This window comes from Sphingomonas sp. AAP5 (assembly GCF_004354345.1).
GTDB classification, from domain to species: domain Bacteria; phylum Pseudomonadota; class Alphaproteobacteria; order Sphingomonadales; family Sphingomonadaceae; genus Sphingomonas; species Sphingomonas glacialis.
Map to the genome: position 1 here is coordinate 134246 of NZ_CP037914.1, position 19116 is coordinate 153361.

Annotated in this window: 12 protein-coding genes and 1 pseudogene; 4 read left to right on the plus strand and 9 right to left on the minus strand. The window is 62.7% G+C overall.

The window, feature by feature from the left end; all coding sequences use genetic code 11:
• Positions 1-7: 7 nt before the first annotated feature.
• Positions 8-409 (minus strand): VOC family protein, encoded by a 402-nt coding sequence (locus E2E30_RS19355; RefSeq protein ID WP_133192301.1) that lies wholly within the window; start codon positions 407-409, stop codon positions 8-10.
• A 24-nt stretch (positions 410-433) separates the two neighbouring features.
• Complete coding sequence (locus E2E30_RS19360) at positions 434-1543, minus strand: S-(hydroxymethyl)glutathione dehydrogenase/class III alcohol dehydrogenase (RefSeq protein ID WP_133192302.1); 1110 nt, start codon at positions 1541-1543, stop codon at positions 434-436.
• A gap of 99 nt (positions 1544-1642) precedes the next feature.
• Between E2E30_RS19360 and E2E30_RS19365 the strand changes: the two genes are divergently transcribed.
• Both E2E30_RS19365 and E2E30_RS19370 read left to right on the plus strand, forming a co-directional pair.
• Complete coding sequence (locus tag E2E30_RS19365) at positions 1643-2545, plus strand: LysR family transcriptional regulator (RefSeq protein WP_133192303.1); 903 nt, start codon at positions 1643-1645, stop codon at positions 2543-2545.
• 130 nt (positions 2546-2675) lie between these two features.
• Complete coding sequence (locus E2E30_RS19370; RefSeq protein ID WP_133192304.1) at positions 2676-3815, plus strand: glutathione-independent formaldehyde dehydrogenase; 1140 nt, start codon at positions 2676-2678, stop codon at positions 3813-3815.
• A gap of 228 nt (positions 3816-4043) precedes the next feature.
• On the opposite strand, the gene E2E30_RS19375 is transcribed toward E2E30_RS19370, so the two are convergent.
• Both E2E30_RS19375 and E2E30_RS20865 read right to left on the minus strand, forming a co-directional pair.
• Positions 4044-4823, minus strand: coding sequence for a bestrophin family protein (locus E2E30_RS19375; protein ID WP_335925474.1), 780 nt, complete (start codon positions 4821-4823; stop codon positions 4044-4046).
• Positions 4824-5374: 551 nt separating this feature from the next.
• Positions 5375-5542, minus strand: coding sequence for a hypothetical protein (locus tag E2E30_RS20865; protein ID WP_165954595.1), 168 nt, complete (start codon positions 5540-5542; stop codon positions 5375-5377).
• A gap of 321 nt (positions 5543-5863) precedes the next feature.
• Between E2E30_RS20865 and E2E30_RS19380 the strand changes: the two genes are divergently transcribed.
• Positions 5864-7426, plus strand: coding sequence for an ISL3 family transposase (locus E2E30_RS19380; protein ID WP_133192305.1), 1563 nt, complete (start codon positions 5864-5866; stop codon positions 7424-7426).
• A 247-nt stretch (positions 7427-7673) separates the two neighbouring features.
• Here the strand turns inward: E2E30_RS19380 and E2E30_RS19385 are convergent, their stop codons facing one another.
• From E2E30_RS19385 to dinB, 5 genes and pseudogenes are all read right to left on the minus strand, one after another.
• Positions 7674-11141 (minus strand): ATP-binding protein, encoded by a 3468-nt coding sequence (locus E2E30_RS19385; RefSeq protein ID WP_133192306.1) that lies wholly within the window; start codon positions 11139-11141, stop codon positions 7674-7676.
• The gene (locus E2E30_RS19390) at positions 11141-12394 is read right to left on the minus strand and encodes a metallophosphoesterase family protein (protein WP_133192307.1); all 1254 of its coding nucleotides are present in this window, start codon (positions 12392-12394) and stop codon (positions 11141-11143) included. Before E2E30_RS19390 ends, E2E30_RS19385 begins: the two co-directional genes overlap by 1 nt.
• Positions 12395-12525: 131 nt before the next feature.
• A complete protein-coding gene (locus E2E30_RS19395; protein ID WP_240699131.1) occupies positions 12526-13410 on the minus strand; it encodes a 3'-5' exonuclease in 885 nt (294 codons plus the stop codon).
• Complete coding sequence (locus tag E2E30_RS19400; RefSeq protein WP_240699132.1) at positions 13407-13970, minus strand: alpha-ketoglutarate-dependent dioxygenase AlkB; 564 nt, start codon at positions 13968-13970, stop codon at positions 13407-13409. Before E2E30_RS19400 ends, E2E30_RS19395 begins: the two co-directional genes overlap by 4 nt.
• Positions 13967-15054 (minus strand): annotated as a pseudogene (gene dinB, locus E2E30_RS19405) (DNA polymerase IV). The gene E2E30_RS19400 and the pseudogene dinB overlap by 4 nt, the downstream one beginning before the upstream one ends.
• Before the next feature lie 342 nt (positions 15055-15396).
• Between dinB and E2E30_RS19410 the strand changes: the two are divergent.
• The gene (locus E2E30_RS19410) at positions 15397-18873 is read left to right on the plus strand and encodes a class I SAM-dependent DNA methyltransferase (RefSeq protein WP_133192308.1); all 3477 of its coding nucleotides are present in this window, start codon (positions 15397-15399) and stop codon (positions 18871-18873) included.
• Positions 18874-19116 lie beyond the last annotated feature (243 nt).

Below are 19116 nucleotides of genomic sequence, written 5' to 3' on the forward strand. Positions count from 1 at the left end.
TCATGGCTTAGTTGCCGTCGGTGAAGGTGTACGAGCAGACCTTGTTGCCGGCCGGGTCGCGCAAATAGGCGGCATACGCGCCGGGCAGGTGGCCACGCGGACCAGGCGCGCCCTCGTCCGTGCCGCCCGCCGCGAGACCCGCTGCATGAAAGGCATCGACGTCGGCCGTGGTTGCAGCAGCGAACCCGATGGTCATGCCGTTGCTCGACGGGGCTTCGCCGTTGCCGGGACGCGCTACGATGAACGCGGGCTTGTCCTTGCCGTAAAGGACCCAGCCGTTGCCGAACGGCCCTAAGTTCTTGACGCCGAGCGCACCCAGCGCTGCATCGTAGAACTTGGTCGACGTTTCGATGTCGGCCGCGCCCATCATGACGTGCGAGAACACGTCGTTACCGGAAATAACTGCCATGATAATTCTCCTTTGAAGTGAACTTCAGAATACGACGACGGAGCGGATGCTTTCGCCGGCATGCATGAGGTCAAAGCCCTTGTTGATCTCCTCAAGCTTGAGCACGTGGGTGATCATCGGATCGATCTCGATCTTGCCGTTCATGTACCAGTCGACGATCTTGGGAACGTCGGTACGGCCGCGTGCGCCGCCGAACGCGCTGCCCTGCCAAACGCGGCCGGTAACGAGCTGGAACGGACGCGTGGAGATCTCCTTGCCCGCCTCGGCCACGCCGATCACGGTGGAGACGCCCCAACCACGATGGCAGGCTTCGAGCGCCTGACGCATTACGGTGGTGTTGCCGGTGCAATCGAACGTGTGGTCGGCGCCGCCGTCCGTCATCGCGACCAGATGTGCGACGATGTCGCCATCGATCTTCGACGGATTGACGAAGTGGGTCATGCCGAAGCGACGGCCCCATTCCTCCTTGCTGTCGTTGAGATCTACGCCGACGATCATGTTCGCGCCGGCCATGCGGGCGCCCTGCAACACGTTGAGGCCGATACCGCCCAGGCCGAAGACGATGACGACATCACCGACCTGCACCTTGGCGGAGTTGATGGCAGCACCCACGCCGGTGGTGACGCCGCAGCCGATGTAGCAGCTGGTCTGGAACGGCGCGTCCTCGCGGATCTTCGCGACCGCGATCTCGGGCAGCACCGTGAAGTTCGAGAAGGTCGAACAACCCATGTAATGGAAGATCGACTGGCCCTTGTAGCTGAACCGTGAGGTGCCGTCGGGCATCACGCCCTTGCCCTGGGTGGCGCGGATCGCGGTGCACAGGTTAGTCTTGCCGCTGAGGCACGACTTACATTGGCGGCACTCCGGCGTGTAGAGCGGGATGACGTGATCGCCGGGCTTTACCGAAGTGACGCCGGGGCCGACCTCACGAACGATGCCCGCGCCTTCATGGCCCAGAACCACAGGAAAGATGCCTTCACTGTCGAGTCCGCCCAGCGTGTAGGCGTCGGTATGGCATAGCCCTGTCGCCATGATCTCAATCAGGACCTCGCCGGTGCGAGGCCCTTCCAAATCCAACTCAACAATCTCGAGAGGCTTCTTCGCCTCGAATGCAACCGCTGCTCGCGTCTTCATGTGAGTCCTCCTCAAGCGTCTTGGCCTCTGTTTAGCATTCGGCCAATGATGTAATAATCCCGCTCCTAAGAAACACACTTCGCCGTTTGTGGGATAATTATGTCTAAATGGGATGGCATTGACGAGTTCGTGGCGGTGGCGACGACAGCGTCTTTTACGAAAGCGGCCAAGGCCATCGGCATGTCGTCCAGCCATGTCAGCCGGGCGATCAGCCAGCTAGAGGAGCGGGTTCAGACGGTCCTTTTCAACCGCACGACGCGAACCGTAAGCTTAACGGAAAGCGGCCGCGTCTTTTTCGAACATTGCGAGCGGATAGCGCTTGAGCGCGACGAGGCCATCGCGCTGATTGCTGAGCAAGGCGAACCGCAGGGGGAGCTACGCGTGAGTTGCTCGACTGCCATGGGTGAACGATTTGTCGCGCCGATCCTGCGCCGTTTGACGACGCAGCATTCCAAACTCACTGTATCGATCGACCTAACCAATCGCCTGGTCGACATGATCGGCGAAGGATATGATTTCGCGGTTCGGACTGGCGATGTGGCCGATGGCCGCCTCTTAAACACGCTCATTGCGTCGCGGCGCTTTTACACCTGCGCTTCCCCTGCTTATCTGGCCCGCGCCGGCGTCCCCGGGAAGGTCGGCGATCTGCGCGACCATGACTGTATCGCCGGCACCAGCACGATGTGGCATTATGAGGTTGATGGAAGGGAAGTCCTGCATCGGCCGCAGGGGCGCTTTCGCTGCAACAGCGGACAGGCTGTTATCGACGCCTGTATCGGCGGATCGGGCATCTGCCAGTTGCCGGAATTCTATGTGCTTCCCGCCCTCCAGCACGGCATGGTCGTTCTGCTTCTGGAGGATTTCAGGCCCCGTGAGGAACCGATCTTCGCAGTCTACCCTCGCCGCCGCCATCTCTTGCCGAAGATTCAGCACGCGGTCGCTACCTTAAAGGCCGAACTCGGTCCTGCGATGCACGCGGATCCACGCCCTAGCCTTGAGTAAGGCACGCCGAAGGCGTCCCGTGCATCTCGCGGCGGAATTATCCCGCATACGCAATACACTGTTTCGCAGTGTTAAAGGGAACAACCGTCCGAGCCTCGGCATTGAGGGAATATAGTCGAGGAGATATATAATGAAGGCTGTTATCTATAACGGTCCCAAGGATGTTCGTGTCTCAAATGTGCCGGACGCGAAGATCGAAAAAGCCACCGATGTCTTGGTACGGATAACAACGACAAATATCTGTGGATCTGACCTTCATATGTACGAAGGGCGCACAGACTTCGAAACCGGTCGTATCCTCGGTCACGAAAACCTCGGCGAGGTGATCGAGGTCGGGACGGCGGTCGACCGCGTCAAGAAAGGCGACATCGTCTGCCTTCCGTTCAACATCGGCTGCGGATTCTGCGAGAATTGCGAGAAGGGCCTCACCGGCTATTGCCTGACCTGCAATCCGGGAACCGCGGGCGCCGCTTACGGCTTCGCCGGAATGGGACCATTCGAGGGCGGTCAGGCCGAGGTGCTCCGCGTGCCATATGGCGACTTTAACTGCCTGGTATTGCCGGAGGACGCGCGCGAGAAGGAGGATGACTATGTCATGCTTTCCGACATCCTTCCCACCGGCTGGCATGCGACCGAGCTTTCGGGTCTGTTGCCGGGCGAGAGTGTGGCGATCTACGGTGCGGGACCGGTTGGGCTGATGGCGGCGCATTCGGCGGCGATCAAGGGCGCATCCGAGATCTTCGTGGTCGACAGCCATGCCGATCGGCTCGAATTGGCCACCAAGCTCGGCGCGATCGCGATCGACTCTTCGAAGGTCGATCCGGTCCAGGAAATCCTCAATCGGACCAACGGCCTGGGCACAGATCGCGGTTGCGAATGCGTCGGCTATCAGTGCTGCGACCGGCACGGGAAGGAAGCAAACCACGTAACGATGAACAACCTCGTCGGCTCGACCAAGGCGACTGGTGGTATCGGCGTGGTCGGCGTGTTCATTCCCGAGGATCCCAACGCCGCGGACGAACTCCAGAAGCAAGGCAAAATGGCCTTCGATTTCGGCGCCTTCTGGTTCAAGGGGCAGCAGATCCGAACTGGTCAGGCGAATGTGAAGGCCTATAACCGCCGCCTTGCGCGCCTGATCCATACCGGAAAGGCAACGCCCTCGCAGATAATCTCGCATCGCCTGAAACTCGACGAGGCGCCGGATGCGTACAAGCATTTCGACGATCGCGACGCGGGGTGGACGAAGGTGGTGCTCAAGCCTGCCGCGTGAACCACGCTGCGAGACGCCGGGCGGATCGATAATACTCCACATTGATGTCACCCGCCCGGGGTGAAAGGAATCATCCCTGCGCTGTGCATGCCGTATGCGGCATTTGCAGCGCAGGAGTGGCTTGCTGACTGCCGTAATATCAACTCAGCAGATGGCGCTGCGGGGTCAGCGCAGGCGGTAGGACGGTCTCGCCAAGCGACGCCAGCATTTCGCGTTCGATCGAGCGGACTATCGCATCGAGCGGAGGTCGTTGGGTTCGACCCCGAAGGGATCTTCAAGCTGATCGCTCAGCGCATCGAGCCCGAAGAACGTGTAGCTGACCAGCAGGACCGGCAGCAGCGTCCACCAACCCAGATTGCCCGCCAACGCGAACGGCAAGGTCAGGCAGAAGGTATAGGCTGTGCGGTGCAGCAGCAGCGAATAGGCGAACGGCACAGGCGTGTTCGCAATCCTCTCGCACCCGCCCTGGACCTGCGACAACAAAGTCAGTTGCCCTTCGAGTACGGAATAATGAACCGGATTGATGGCATCCGCGGCCATGAGCGCGAGGCATCGGCGTCCGATGCCTTGAAGAACGAGGTCGGTCGAATTCAGTCGTTCCTCGGCCCCGACCATCTTGCCGGTGCCACGCAGGCTTGCGGCGAGCGAGGCGGCGAACTCGCTGAGCGCTGTAAGCATGAACCGACGATCCGGTTCGGCAAGCGCCGACGCCTGACGCGCGAAAGCGCGGCACGAGATGATCAGCTGTCCCCACAGCTTCCTGCCCTCCCACCACCGGTCGTAGCAGGCGTTGTTGCGAAAGCTCATGAACACCGAAAGCGCGATGCCGATCAGCGTGAAGGGAACGCCACTGATCTGCGCCAACATGCCGGGTCGCAGCTGCGCGCAGACAATGGCGAGCATCGTGATGATCGCGATCGTGACCAACTTCGCGCCGACCCTAGGCAATATCGAGCCATTGATCGTGAACAGGATATCTTTCAGCCCAGGCTTGGGTCGCACGATCATACCGGAGACTCCAGCTGCGGCACCGACGGCGCCCGAGTGTGGGCGCTTAGAACCCGTTTGAGGCAAAACCAATGCCGGCCGGCTCAACGAACAACGGCTTCGTCCCAAACCTCATCATTCCTGGCGAATGTACGAAAAACAGGCGATTTGCGTCGCCTGAGCGGGCCTGTCGGCGCTTATGCGACCTCGCCGCCGGACGCCCGTGAGCTAGATGGTCTATTAGCGACCGCCGACGCCGCTTTGTACCGGATGAAGAGCGGCAGCTTTGCCAGAATCCCTGCCCGAAACCTGACCGAGCGCTAACCACCCAGACCCAGCCATTCCCGAAATAGCATCCCTTCTGACACAGGCAGGCGAGGCGATCGGCATTTTTCAACAGCCCCGGTCGTTTTTCTGGCACGCGCATTGGGATTCCCGTTTCTTCGTTACCAACGGCCAGTTTAGGGAGAAGGCAATCGGGAACACATTTCGTGAAAACAGCACCCTCCTTGCCGTCCAGCGTTCCGTTCTGCCGTCAGTCGTCCCGATCATCCTTTGTTTTCGCGATGCCCTCAATCCTTGGGAGGTTTGGCGAGCCGGTCGAGTAATTCGTTCAGCAACAGGCATTCGCCCGGCGTAAGCACCTCGGCGCTACCAAGGTGGGCGCGCAGCCCTACCGCCAACGACACCAGATCGGCTTGGTCTTGGTCGGGCGGGTTGGTGATGATAAATGCGATCACGCTGTCTCGTATTACGGACGATAGCTGAGGGTCGCGTTACTCCTCGGGGATTGCGAGCAATGTCGTCACCGCGCCGACCCCGACCGCATGGATCAACGCCACCGCGCGTTCCACGGGCATCCGCAGCCGTGCTGCTCTAGGTGTTTAGTCCCGGCATCTGGTGGATCGGGTCGACGATGAACCGGTCTGGCTCTGACGTCCAGGATGAGGGGTCCTTTTTCGACGCCGATCACCCCGCTACCGGGGTCCCTTTTGGGCTCTGACTCAATTTTGATGCAGTTATGAGGTCTGCTGGCGTTGGCTCCAGATGGGATTATCGTCATGCACAAGGCGCTTCACCCCTCGTCTCTCATCCCTGCTGGGTTTGCGATGGTCGCGGCGTCCAGCGATGGCGACCGAACGACCGTTACGGTTCGCAGCATTTCGAAATCGAGCTGTTGTCCCACGTGCGGAACTGGCAGTAACCGGGTCCATAGCCGCTATCAGCGTCGTATCGCCGACCTGCCACTAGCTGGGAGATCAGTTCGCCTGATCGCCGAAGTTTGCCGTTTTCGATGTGCAGCGACCCAGTGTGGGCAACAGATCTTTACTGAGCAGTTTCCCACTGGGGTATTGGCGCCTTGGGCGCGGCGTACCGGGCGTCTCGACGTCCTCGTACATCATCTCGGGCTGGCGCTTGGCGGCCGACCTGCCGCAAGCCTGGCCAAGCGACTGATGCTCCCGGTCAGCAACGACACGTTGCTAAGAGTGGTACGTCGGCGCGGGTGCCCGGTAAGGCCAGCGCCGACGGTCATAGGTATCGATGACTGGGCGTGGCGGCGCAATCATAGATACGGCACGATCATCTGCGATCTGGAGCGGCGAAAGCCAATCAGCCTGCTCCCGGATCGTGAACCGGCAACGGCTCAGGCATGGCTTACCACCCAGCCACAGATCACGGTCGTCGCCCGGGACCGCGGTGGGGCGTATGCGCGGGCTGCCGCAAAGGCTTTGCCGCACGCAGTCCAGGTCGCGGACCGCTGGCACCTGATGGAAAACGCGAGCCATGCATTTCTTGAGGCGGTCCGTCGGTCGATGCGCCAAATCCGCCAATCCGTCGGTGCCATGACCATAAACCCCGCCCTGCTGACAGCGGCGGAGCACCTGCAATATCAGGGATATCTTCACCGTGAGGAGACCAATGCTTCCGTCCTGACGATTGCCAAGGACGGGGCATCTATCAAGGAGATCGTGCGCCGCACCGGACACAGTCGTGGCCTGGTCCGCCGAATTTTGCGTGGCGAACGTAGCGATGTGTTCAGGGTTCGGGAGAGCTCATTGGAAACCTATCTGCCGTGGCTGGATCGAGAGTGGGCAGCGGGATCTCACAATGGTGCTGACCTCTGGCGACGCCTGAGATCACAAGGATTTCGTGGGTCGCTGCGGGTCGTAACCGAATGGGCTAGCCGGCAGCGACAGGCTGAGCGGGTCGATACGGAGTCCCTTCACCGCGTGCCCTCGGCAAGAACTATCGCCAGGTTGATGACGACCGGGCGCGATACCCTGTCGAGGGCAGAAACTGTGACGGTTGCTGCGGTAGAGGCAGGCGTACCGACGCTCGTTGAGGCGCGTACCGTCGTCGAGGGATTCCACGAAATGATCCGGCTCAAAACAGAGGGGAATCTCGTTCCCTGGATCGAGCGTGGCCGAGCCAGCCTGGTAGCGTCTTTTGCCAATGGAATTGCACGCGACGTCGCCGCGGTTCGAGCCGCCATCATCACCTCGTGGTCAAACGGGCAGACCGAAGGGCAGATCACTAAGCTGAAGTTGGTAAAACGGCAGATGTACGGACGCGGTAAACTGGACCTACTCGAAGCGCGATTGGTCGGCCCCGCATGGCTCTGAGATCATCAAATGTGCGTCAGAGCCCTTTTTCCACGCCGATCCACAGCGGCGGACGCTGAACCAAGTCCGGGGCTGGCTTGATCGTTTGCCAAAGTGATGCTTTGCCGGCTTTCAGGGTTTTGGACTAAAGGCACGGCGGTTCGTGCTTTCGGGTGTGAATGCCGCGGAGCAAGCGAATGCCGAGTGGCGGCGGGCAGCGACACTGGCCTGCCTGGTAACCGTACTTCCAACTTTTCGAATGGAGACGCTACGCAGCGAGCGCGCCGATCGGTTCGATCGTGTGCAGCCTGAATCCATCAGATCCCACCGCGTTACGCGCGACGTCGATGAGATGAGCGTGATGGCTGAACACGATCACTTGGCTATGCGCAGATGCTGCCGCGAGTACCCGTAGAAGCGCGCCTGCGCGACCATCATCGGCGGTGATCAGCAGATCGTCGCAGACAATCGGCAAGGATCCCGCGCCAGCGCGTCCTTCGATCGAGCCGAGCCGGAGGGCAAGGTATAGCTGGTCGCGCGTTCCCTCGCTGAGTGCCTCGACGCCGACCTCGCCGCCGTCGGACCGCCGCGCGAGGATGATCGGACGGTCGTTATCGCCATAGCCGACCGTGAGGCCGGTAAAGGCACCGCCCGTCACCTCCGCGAACAGCACGCCCGCCCTCGCGATCAGCGGCGCCTGGTTTGTCGTGCGATGCCGGTCAAGCATCCAGCGGAGCAGCGCGGCCGCGCTCGCTGCCTGGATGTGCTCCTCGGCTGCCTGTGCCAGCGCTGCAGTCGTCTCGAAGGCAGTCTGCTGTGCGTCGGCCGCGGTGCTCTCGCTAGCCGCACGGCCGGCCTCTTCGTCCGCCGCGTTCAGCGTTCGACCGACAATTTCTCGATCAGCAGCGACTTCGCGACGGCGATCGTCAATCCGGGCACGCGCGCTTGACGCGTCCTCGACAGACAAGTCCGCGATCTCGGTCGCCAGCGTATCAAGTCCGGCACCATTGTCGCCACCTGCGAGTTCGTCGAGCGCTCCGCGTTCCGTCGCTCGAAGAAGGTCTCGCCGCGAAACGCTGGCGATGATCCCGTCCAGGTCGGCTTCGTCCGTCGTACCGGCTGCGTGCAGCATCGCGTCTATCGCGTCGGCAATGCGGTCGAGCCGACGCACCGCTTGGTCAAGCTCGCCGGCTATGCGCGCGCGATCAGCTTCAAGGCTCGCCAGCGCGTCGCGCGCGCGGATCGATGCGCGCAACGAAGCCGCAAGCTGGCGCACGTGGTCGACCTTGTCGGCTGATCCGGTAACCTGCAGCTCAGCCAGCACGGCTCCGAGTTCGGTATTGAACGCCGACCGGTCCCGCTCGATACCTTCGATCTGCCGTGCGATCGTTTCTCGTGCCCCGGTCTCCTCGCCGACATGGGCGATGGCGTCGAGAGCGTCGGCAAGCACGGTCTCACTGGCATCGGCAGGAAGAGCCGCCTCGCTGGCCAGTCCTGCCCGTTCCTGATCAAGCGCGACCCGTGCGCGCGCCAGGTCGGCAACCTCCACTGCAAGCTCATCCGATGCAAGTTCGACCGTGGCCGAGTGCGCCAGCAGTCGATCGCGACTGGCTGCGGCGGTCGTCAGCGCAGCGGCATGGCCGCTCGCGAGTGACACCAGGTTCGCATTCTCGGCTGTTGCAACCGGTCCCTTCGCCGCTGAAAGGGCAGTCGCGATCGCGGCTCGCGCTTCCACAAACCGGCTCGTCATCTCCTTGAGGGCCAGCTCCGCGGACCCCGCGTCGCGGTCAGCTTCGAGCGCTGCGACCCGCTTCGTGAGCCATCCGGACAGGTCCGCCGGTGCGATAGCGCGCTCAAACCCAAGCATCTGCAGTCGATCGGTCCAGCCTTGTTCGACCAGATCCAGTGCCGCCTGATATCGTTCCTCTCGCCGGTGTGCCGCAGCCGCCAGGGCTTTCGCTTCATCGAGGGCGACGGTCGTCAGGACATACTCGGCGACGCGGGCAGCTTCAGCATCGCGCCGGTCGGCCAGTTGATCGGCCTCTGTAATGGATTGACCGAGCGCGCCGCCAATCCCATCGTCGTCGCTGAGATGCGGCACCACCAGCCGCTCGCGAACCCGGCTGACGAGTGCGTCGCGCTGCTGCCGTGCGGCCGCGATCACGTCAGGTGTGGGAAGCGTCCCGCCTGCGATCAGGCCCTTCAGCCTTGCCCCGGCCCGTATCGCGCTAGTCTCGGCTGCCTCCGCATCCTTGCGCCCACCGGCTGCGTTACTCTTTGCCGCCTCCGCACTACCGCGCACTGCGGCAGCTTCCGCCTCGGTTGGCACGGCAAGCGTGCGCAGACTGGCTGCCGACCCCTGCCACGGGGCAAGATCAGACAGGCGTTCCGCGGCAAGCGTCCGCTTCCGCTCGGCTTCCATCATCGCCTCTGCCAACCGCGTTTCCGCGTCGGCCGGCAAGAGCTGGAGCGCTGCGATCAGGTCGGCAGGATCGACCGTCCCGCTCACCGTCGCAAGATCACGCTCAATCGCGGCCCGGTCCCGGACGAGCTTGACCCGCTCTTTCTCGACCGCTGCCTCACGGGCCTTCAACTCTCGAACGGCATCGAGATGCGTAGCCGCACGCCTGCGCCACCCGGCCGAGGGGATAGGCTGTCCCGGTGCGATCCGCGCTTCGGCAAGCGCGGCAGCCAGCTTTGCGTCGATACGGTCCAGCTCGGCGCGACGACGCTCCAGATCTCCCGCAGCCTTGGCAATGACCGGCCGTTGCTCTTCCAGCGCCTCGATCCGTTCCTGTTCGGACAGGATGATGCCGGGCCGTTCCACGCCTGCGATCGCCTCTTCGACGCGCGCCAGATCCGCCTTCGCCTGAGCCGCAAGTTCGACGGCCGTGACGCGGTCGGCGCGGAGGGTGGCCAGCTGCGCCCCGACGTCCTGCGGCAGCGTGGGCAGCTCTTCCAGCCCGACCAGTTCGGCGCGTGCAGCGCTCAGGCGCGCAAAGGGCGCACGCGCCCTCCCCACCCGATCCAGGCGCGCCTGCTCGCGGTCGAGCGCCTCGGCTTCGTCGATGAGTGCGGTGCGGCGCGCCTCGGCGTCGGCGCGGCGCTGTCGGGCCTGCGTCCAGTCGGCATCGCTGATCGACGTCTGCCGCACTTTGGCGAGCGCCTCGGACCGCTCGCGCATCAGTCGGTTCACCGGCGGATTCTGCCCGCCCGGCTTGAACAGGGCCGATGCTGCGTCGGTCAGCCGGGCAAGCTCGCTGCCAATATGCGAGACGCCCGTTCCCGCCTCGAGCGTGATCCGCGCCGCATCGTCACGACCGCCGATGATGCTGGCACCGCCCTCGCGCAGCTTGGTGTGGTCCAGCCCGAACATCCGCTCGAACCCGGCACGATCGATGCCGCCGAGCAGCGGTGGCAGTGGGTCGATCTTGAATGGCGTGCCGTCCGCGGCCAGCAGCGTATCGAGGTTGCCTTTGCGCCGGGTTACGTCGAGCAGGTCACCGTCGTGCTCTATCAGTGCCCGCAGGCGAAGCTGCTTATAGTCGTAGCGCCAGTTCTGTCGGCTCTGCCCGGGGATGCCGAACAGGAAGTCGCCGATCGCCTGCAACGCCGTCGACTTGCCTGCTTCGTTCGGGCCGACGACGAGATGCAGGTCGGGACCGCCAGTGCCGAAGTCGAACACCCGGTCGGCAAAGCCGCCGTAGCGAACGAGCTCCAGCCGGCGGAACCGCATCAGTGCGCGCTCTCGCCGAGCCGGGCTTCGACGAGTGCCTTGGCAGCGCGGACCAGTGCCGCACTGTCTCGGCCCCGCGCGGATGCTAGCAGCGGTGCGGTATCCGGATCGCCGATATCCGCCGGCAGCTTTGCCGTGAGCGGCGCGATGGCGTTCTCGATCGCGCGGAGGCAGTCCGGATCGTCGAGCGCCTGGGTCAGCATGTCCAGCAACTCGGGCGGCAGGCCGGTAGGCAGCGCTGCGTCGTTGGCGATGATCTTCACCCGCTCGATCCAGAGCGCGTCGGATACACCGACGGCATGGCCGCGGACCTCCGCCTCGAACCATGCGGGATCAGCACGGAGGCGCTGCGCGAGCGGACCGTCGACCGTGATCGAGACCCGCGCGGCCAGCGGGCGACCGTCGGCGCCTAGAACGGCAGGACGCAGCTGCGCCTGGATGGCAGCGAGCGCCTCCATAGGATCTGCCGCGCCGATCGCGTCGACCCGGGCGTGTGCCCAGCGAACTTCGTCAGTTGCACGATGCTCAACGTGCAAGATAGCGCCTTCCTCGACACGGACGACCACAGCGCCTTTGGCGCCGGTCTCCCGGATGTGGCGCCCTTGTGTATTGCCGGCGAAAACGACGTGCGGGTGATCGGACCGGACCACGTGATCGTGAACATGGCCCAGCGCCCAGTAATCGTGGCCGGCCGCCTGTAGCTCGCCCAGACTGCATGGCGCGTAGTTGGCATGCCCCTCATGGCCGTCGAGCGCGGTGTGGAGCAGCGCGACGTTGAGCATGCCGGGCACCGGCGGGCAGTAGGTCGATGCGATGTTCTCGGTCGTTGCCGCTTCCTTGTAGCTGCGGCCGTGAACGACGACCCCGAGATCGTCGAACCGCACGCTCTCGCACTTCGCGCTCTTGAGCTTGTAGACCCCTTCCGGAGCGGTCAGGTGGCGGGTGACGCGGCTCTCAGCGTCGTGATTGCCGAAGGCGATCACGGAGCGGATGCCCGCCTTCGTAAGGCGCGCCAATTGCGCGATAGCGAACTGGCCGGTCGATTGATCCTTCCAAGCCCCGTCGTAGAGGTCGCCGGCGATCACGACAAAGGCAGCACCTTCCTCGATTGCCAGATCCACGACGTTGGAAAATGCTTTGCGCGTCGCGCCGCGCACTAGTCGCGAGAATGCCTCGTCACTCCGCGATAGGCCGTGCAACGGGCTGTCGAGATGTATGTCCGCCGCGTGGATGAAGGTGAGGTTTCCGGCCATTGATCAGGGCTTACCACGTCGTGCCGTTGGGAGGAAAGCTTGTGGGACCGACCTAGGAGCCTTCATTCAGCGGCCCTCCCACCAGTTCCAGAGCCGGACGCCATACTGCGCGACTTGAAGTCGGAATCTGGTCACCCCAGGGGTAGCTTGAGCTGGCGACGGAGTTCCCCCTCAGTGACGATCTCGATCGGTACTCCGCCCTGCCGAAGCTCTTCGGCACGGCGATGGTCCGCGTGCGCGGTGACAAAGCGACCAAAGGGCTGCTCGTCACTGATGACGAGCTTGGTCGTGGTCGTGCCGACCGATGCCATGATGCGCGCGCCGGCTGCCGCGAGGCAGCGCGCAAGCGCACCGTCGCGCGCTGCACCGAGGATCGCTACGCGCTCACCCTTCAGCGGACCCGTCTCCGCCGCTTTGGGTGCCGGACCGCGGCGCCCGCTGGCCGGCGACAGCCACCCGGCGAGCCCGATGCCGGTGTGTTCGATGGCACGGACGATCACCATGCCGGCAGCACGCGCATCGCTAAGCGCGTCATGATGCTTGTGTCGCACGCCGAGGAACTTCGTCACAACGTTCAGCCTGTGACTGGAGAGCTCGGGCCAGGCGCGCTTTGCCACACGGACGCTGTCGAGCCACGTCGTCTCGATGACCCTTCGCTCGTGGACCGCGCACGCCGCGCCGAGCGCACCTTTGTCAAAGAAGGAGTGCGCGACGGTGACGCGGCCTGTCAGGTGCCCGTCGATAGCGGCATGAATATCGCCGAACGTCGGCGCGCCGAGGACGTGGTCACCGGTGATCCCGTGGATGCGGGTGTTGAACGACGAGAAGCGGTCGGGCGGATCGACCAGCGTCTCGTACTCGAACATCTCGACCCCGTCCTTGAAGCCGACGATGCCGATCTGGCAGATGCTGCTGACGCGCGAGCAGGCGGTCTCCACGTCGACGACGACGAAGTCGGGTGCAGCCGTGTCCGCCGTGAGCGGTGCCGGTTTCTGAATGGTCAGGGAATCCATCATGTCCGACCTGCAAGGCTGCGGAACGTGATCGACCATCGCGGCCGTTCCATCTCGACGATGCTATGCTCCCATTCGTGCCGGGCGGGTCCGCTCATGTGGTAGGCCGCGCGAGGGGCAAGCGGCACCGATGCTCTGTCGAACCCGCCGGGTCGCCGCCGGCGGAAACGCATTGTGGCCGGCTCGCCAAGTGAGATGCCGAGGACGTGACCGTAGATCGGCCGATCGCGGTGCCAACCGATGCCCGCCCCCGGATCGTAACGGATCAGCAGCGCCTGGATCAGGTCCTCCGAATTTAGATCCGCGAATGCGGCTGCCCGGCCGCGGAACGGGCGTAGCCAATCGGGAATAGACGGCGCCTCCGTCGGTCGGCCCACCTCGAAGTCGTAGCTCCAGCCGAATGAGGTCGTCAGACGCTTGCCGGTCCAGCTCTGAAAGCGAAACGGCGTGAGATCGGTCGCGTCGATGCGATCGATCAGCATCCGCTCCTCGGCTGCGTCGATGAGGTCCGCCCGGATGCTGAGCCCCGGCAGCATGGGTACGTCGAACAGGTCCAGCGTCACGCCGCCACCTCTGCGAAGATCGGCAACCCGCTTGGCATAACCGCCTGTGGCGCTACAAAGTTCGACACGGTCACGCCGACCAGCCGGATGCCCTTTTCAGTCGGCAGCACCAATCGGATCAGCTCCAGTGCCGCGCAATGCAGCCCATCCTTCGTGGCTACCGCTGCGGGCTGGCTGCGGCTGCGCGTGATCTGCTGAAAGTCACCATATTTTACCTTCACGGTCACGGTCCGGCCGAACGCCTGCCTGGTTTCGCACCAACGCCACACGTCGTCAGCCATCCGCAGTACCCCCGCCTCGATCTCGCCCGGCTCGGTCAGATCGCGATCGAAGGTCGTCTCCGACCCCGACGACTTGCGGACGCGGTTGGGATTGACCGGCCTGTGATCCTCGCCGCGGGCGATCGCGTAATACCATTCGGCCGAACTGCCGAAGTGTCGTTGCAGGAACTCGAGTGATTTGGACCGCAGGTCCGCGCCGGACTCGATGCCGAGCCGCTTCATCTTCTCCGCTGTCACCGGCCCCACGCCGTGGAAGCGGCTGACCGAGAGCGTCTCGACCCATGACGCGCCCATGTCGGGGGTCACAGCGAACTGGCCGTTGGGCTTGCGGTGGTCGGACGCGAGCTTGGCGAGGAACTTGTTGTAGGAAATGCCGGCCGATGCCGTGAGCCCGGTCTCTGCAGGATCGCAGCCCTGATGTCCTTAGCCGTCAGCCAAGCCGTCTCGATGCCACACTTGTTTGCAGTCACATCGAGATAGGCCTCATCGAGCGAGAGCGGCTGGATCAGGTCGGTGTAGCGCGCAAAGACCTCGTGGATCTGGCGGGAAACGTCGCGGTAGACCTCGAACCTTGGCGGCACGAACGTCAGGTCTGGGCAGCGTCGTAGCGCCGTCACCGATGGTAGTGCCGATCGTACGCCGAACTTCCGCGCTTCATAGCTCGCGGCTGCGACGACGCCACGGGCGGCCGCGTGACCGACAGCAACTGGACGACCACGAAGCGTCGGGTCGTCGCGCTGCTCCACGGATGCGAAGAAGGCATCCATGTCGACGTGGATGATCTTGCGGGTCACGGCGATCATGACTTCGCCATACTCGATTCAGAACGAAGTGGGAACACGGATCAGCATGGGGCCATGCCGCGAAACGTTCGCTTCTTGATGGCGCTCGCTCTGTATGTCGGCGGCTGACCAGACCCACCTTCAGCCATCTGGCTGCATCTAACCACGTTTCGAGAGTCAGCGTTCGTTCAAATCCTATCCTCTCCGACGGTCTGCCAGGTGCCTTCTGAAAAACGACCCCATCGGGCAACTTTTGGCAGTGACCTATCCTGGCATCCGGTCACGAAGGTCGCCGCTACGTTCGGAAGCGCTTGCTCATCGGGCACCGGCGTTTCACACATGCTCGAGGAAAAGGGTAGGCCAGTGGACGTCGAAGATTTTATCTCCAAGTGGAAGCCGGCGGGCGGAAACGAGCGAGCGAACACGCAGCTGTTTGTTAGCGACCTTTGCCAATTGCTCGGCGTCGACGCGCCCCGGCCGACGCTCAGCGACACGAGTCAAAACGACTATGTCTTCGAGCGGCATGTCATCAAGACGGAGATCGATGGCATGACATCAAACGGGTGGGTCGACTGCTACAAGAAGGGCAAGTTCATTCTTGAGGCGAAGCAAGGAAGCAACGCTGATCAGGCGGCGGTGGACGCAGGACGAGGTACCGATCTTCGCGACTTTTTCGGCCAGACAGCCGAAGACCGCTACAAGCGCGGCATGGCTCGGCGGGGCACGGCGGCTTGGACGGGGTCCATGCAACGGGCAGCAAGCCAGGCGGAAGGCTATGCAAAGAACGTCCCGCGCTCACACGGATGGCCGCCTTTCCTGCTCGTCAGCGATGTCGGTTACTGCATCGACGTATACGCGGACTTTCAGCGCAATGGTAAGGGCTACGCACCGTTTCCGGATCGGCGCCGCTACCGAATCACGCTTGATGATCTCCGCGACGAGAAGGTCCGGGAACGTCTTGCGGCGATCTGGACTAAACCGATGTCGCTCGACCCGTCAGCAGAGGCGGCGCGCGTCACCCGCAAGATTGCCGATCACTTAGCGGTTCTCGCGAGAGGCATTGAAGCGCGCGAGCAGGATGCGGATCGCGTGGCTGCCTTTCTGATGCGCCTTCTTTTCACGATGTTTGCCGAGGACACCGGGCTGATCCCGAAGTCGAGCTTCAGCGCGTTGCTGAAGAAGCTTCGAGACCGGCCTGAGCTTCTTGCTCCCCAACTTAGTCAGTTGTGGCAGGCGATGAACAACGGCGGTCTCGCCTTTGGTCTGGGCGAAACCGGGGAGATCGTACGGCAGTTCAATGGATATCTTTTTAAGGACGACACTGCGCTGGCTCTCCGCCAAGACGAGATAGATGTTCTCATTGATGCCGCGTCGTCCGATTGGCGCCAAGTCGAGCCCGCCATCTTCGGTACGTTGCTTGAACGTGCCTTGAACCCGAAGGAGAGGGCGAAGCTTGGCGCGCACTTCACACCACGTGCTTATGTCGAGCGATTAGTGGGTCCCACTGTGATGGAGCCACTGCGCGCGGACTGGGAGGGCACGCGCACAGCAGCCACGCTCGCGGCAGAAGCTGGCGACAAAGAGAATGCTCGCCTCGAGGTGGAACGGTTCCACTCGAAGCTAGCCGCCATCACGATCCTCGACCCGGCCTGTGGTACCGGCAATTTCCTGTACGTCGCGCTAGCGCGATTAAAGGAACTCGAGGGCGAAGTGCTTGAGCTGCTCGAGGCGCTAGATGACGAGCGCTATTTATCGGAACTTGGTAGCCATACGATCACCCCCGCCAATTTTCACGGTCTCGAGATCAACCCCCGCGCGGCGCAAATCGCGCAGCTGGTACTCTGGATCGGCTATTTGCAATGGCATTTCCGTGTGAATGGCGAAGACCGGATGCCAGAGCCCCCAGTCTTGCGAGACGTCCGCACCATCATCGCCGCAGATGCGCTGATGGACTGGGACGAGAAGGTTCCAGTTTTTGAGAAGGGCATGGAGAAGACCGTCTGGGACGGCACGTCGATGAAGCTCAATCCCGTGACGGGTCGACCGATCCCGGATCACTCCGGGCGTCGGCCCGTCTATCAATACATCAACCCGCGGCGGCGATCATGGCCGAAAGCCGATTTCATCATCGGCAATCCGCCGTTCATCGGCTGCCGCCGCATGCGTAAGCGGCTCGGTTCATCGTACGTCGAGACGTTACGCCGCGTCTATGCTGAGCTTTCAGGAGAAATTGACTTCGTTACCTACTGGTGGGCGCGCAGTGCCGAGCTCGTGGCGAGTGGAGCCGCTCGCGGTTTTGGCCTCATCACCACCAAAACCATCTCTCAATCGAGCAACCGTTCCGTGCTTCGGCAATATCTCGACGCTGACAGCGGAGGTTCTCTGTACCTGAGCTTCGCCATTCCGAATCATCCGTGGCACGATCAAGAGACAACGGCTTCGGTCCGAATCGCTATGACGACGGCGTTTGTTGGCCAAGGAGTGGGGCGTCTCGTCAGTGTTGCGTCGGAGAAGCGGGTCAAGGGCGAAACTATTCTGGAGTTCTCGGAAGAGGCGGCGCCAATAAACATTGACCTCACCACCGGCGCCAACGTTGCGGGAGCTACCGCGCTCAAGGCGAACGGCGGCATCTGCCGGATGGGCGTGAAGATGTCTGGAGACGGCTTTAAAATCAGCGTGACTCAAAGGGAGCAGTTCATTGCCGACGGGGTGCCAGCGCATCGCATGCCTCTGGTGGTCGCCGGTACTGACGTTACCGAGCGACAGAGCGTCACTTATGCGATCGATGTCTCGGACATCGAGGCAGAAGAGGAACTACACAGTCGATATTCGACGGTGCACCGTTACCTGTTTGATCATGTCAAACCCGAGCGTGATGAGAATGATCGCGAGCAGTATCGTCTGAATTGGTGGAAGTTTGCTGAACCCCGGCCTCGGCTCCGCAGTGCCATTGCTAGCCTGCGCCGATACATCGTCACCAGCGAGACGGCGACGGAGCGGTTCTTCAAGTTTATACCCAGCGCGAGCCGGCTAGTCGATGGTTCGGTCATCGCTGTTGCTTCCGATGACCCATATATCCTTGGCGTCCTCTCGAGCACCGCGCACTCTGTCTGGGCGCTCCGCGCAGGTGGGCGGATGGGCTCTGGTGATGATCCGCGCTATCAGAACGAGACGTGCTTCGACCCCTTTCCGTTTCCGCCGTGCGGCGCGGAGGGGCAGCAGAGAGTTCGTTCCTTCGCGCGCAAGCTCGACCGCTTACGGCGCCGGGTTCAAGCCAAGCATCCTGAGTTAACCCTCACCTCACTCTACACGACCCGTGTGGCCATGCGTGAAGCAGAAGCACAGGGGAAAGTGCTGGAGCCAAAGGTCCGCTTGATCGCCGAGAAGGGCGAGGTCTCGTTGCTTAGCCATTATCATGCAGAAATCGATCGGGCGGTCGCCGAGGCCTATGGCTGGCCGGCCAATACGGACACCGACGAGATGCTGGCGAGGCTCGTGGCCTTGAACGACGCGCGCGCTGAGGAAGAACGCAGCGGAACTATCAACTGGCTCCGGCCCAATTACCAGGCCAAGTCGCATCGGCGGAAGCCGACCCAATCGGTTCTGCAGTTCAACAGGGCAGATAGGCTGAAAAGGACGCGGATCGAATGGCCGAATGGCTTGCCTGAGCAGTTTGTGACCGTCGCACGCGTCATTACACGTTCGGCCATGCCAATGGCGCCACAGGACGTCGCCCGGTCGTTCGTCGGGAAACGAGCGGCTTCGATGATCCCGGTTCTTGACGCACTGGCGGGCATGGGGATGCTTCGTAAGCTTGAGGACGGACGCTACGCTGCATAGTTCGTGTCGCATCAGCAATCGGCGCGGCCACACTCTGTCCCCCCGCTGCCTTGGCGAGCTAGGCCCTGCTGCCACGATCTTCGGGCCGATCAGGCGGCCGGAGAGACCCAGAAGTAGACGCTCCTGCGACTTCAGCGGCTCCCAATAAGCGGACGTTGATTCAACTAATGTGTTAGCCTTGGAGCTGCAGAGCTGGTCCAAATGACCCGCGCCCGGTATGGGGTCCCAGTGAAGCCTCGTCAC

What these genes read in the sequence shown, in the direction of transcription:
- E2E30_RS19355 (WP_133192301.1), bottom strand. Translation starts at nt 409, where the DNA reads ATGGCAGTTATTTCCGGTAACGACGTGTTCTCGCACGTCATGATGGGC.
- E2E30_RS19360 (WP_133192302.1), bottom strand. Translation starts at nt 1,543, where the DNA reads ATGAAGACGCGAGCAGCGGTTGCATTCGAGGCGAAGAAGCCTCTCGAG.
- E2E30_RS19365 (WP_133192303.1), top strand. Translation starts at nt 1,643, where the DNA reads ATGTCTAAATGGGATGGCATTGACGAGTTCGTGGCGGTGGCGACGACA.
- E2E30_RS19370 (WP_133192304.1), top strand. Translation starts at nt 2,676, where the DNA reads ATGAAGGCTGTTATCTATAACGGTCCCAAGGATGTTCGTGTCTCAAAT.
- E2E30_RS19375 (WP_335925474.1), bottom strand. Translation starts at nt 4,823, where the DNA reads ATGATCGTGCGACCCAAGCCTGGGCTGAAAGATATCCTGTTCACGATC.
- E2E30_RS19380 (WP_133192305.1), top strand. Translation starts at nt 5,864, where the DNA reads ATGCACAAGGCGCTTCACCCCTCGTCTCTCATCCCTGCTGGGTTTGCG.
- E2E30_RS19385 (WP_133192306.1), bottom strand. Translation starts at nt 11,141, where the DNA reads ATGCGGTTCCGCCGGCTGGAGCTCGTTCGCTACGGCGGCTTTGCCGAC.
- E2E30_RS19390 (WP_133192307.1), bottom strand. Translation starts at nt 12,394, where the DNA reads ATGGCCGGAAACCTCACCTTCATCCACGCGGCGGACATACATCTCGAC.
- E2E30_RS19395 (WP_240699131.1), bottom strand. Translation starts at nt 13,410, where the DNA reads ATGATGGATTCCCTGACCATTCAGAAACCGGCACCGCTCACGGCGGAC.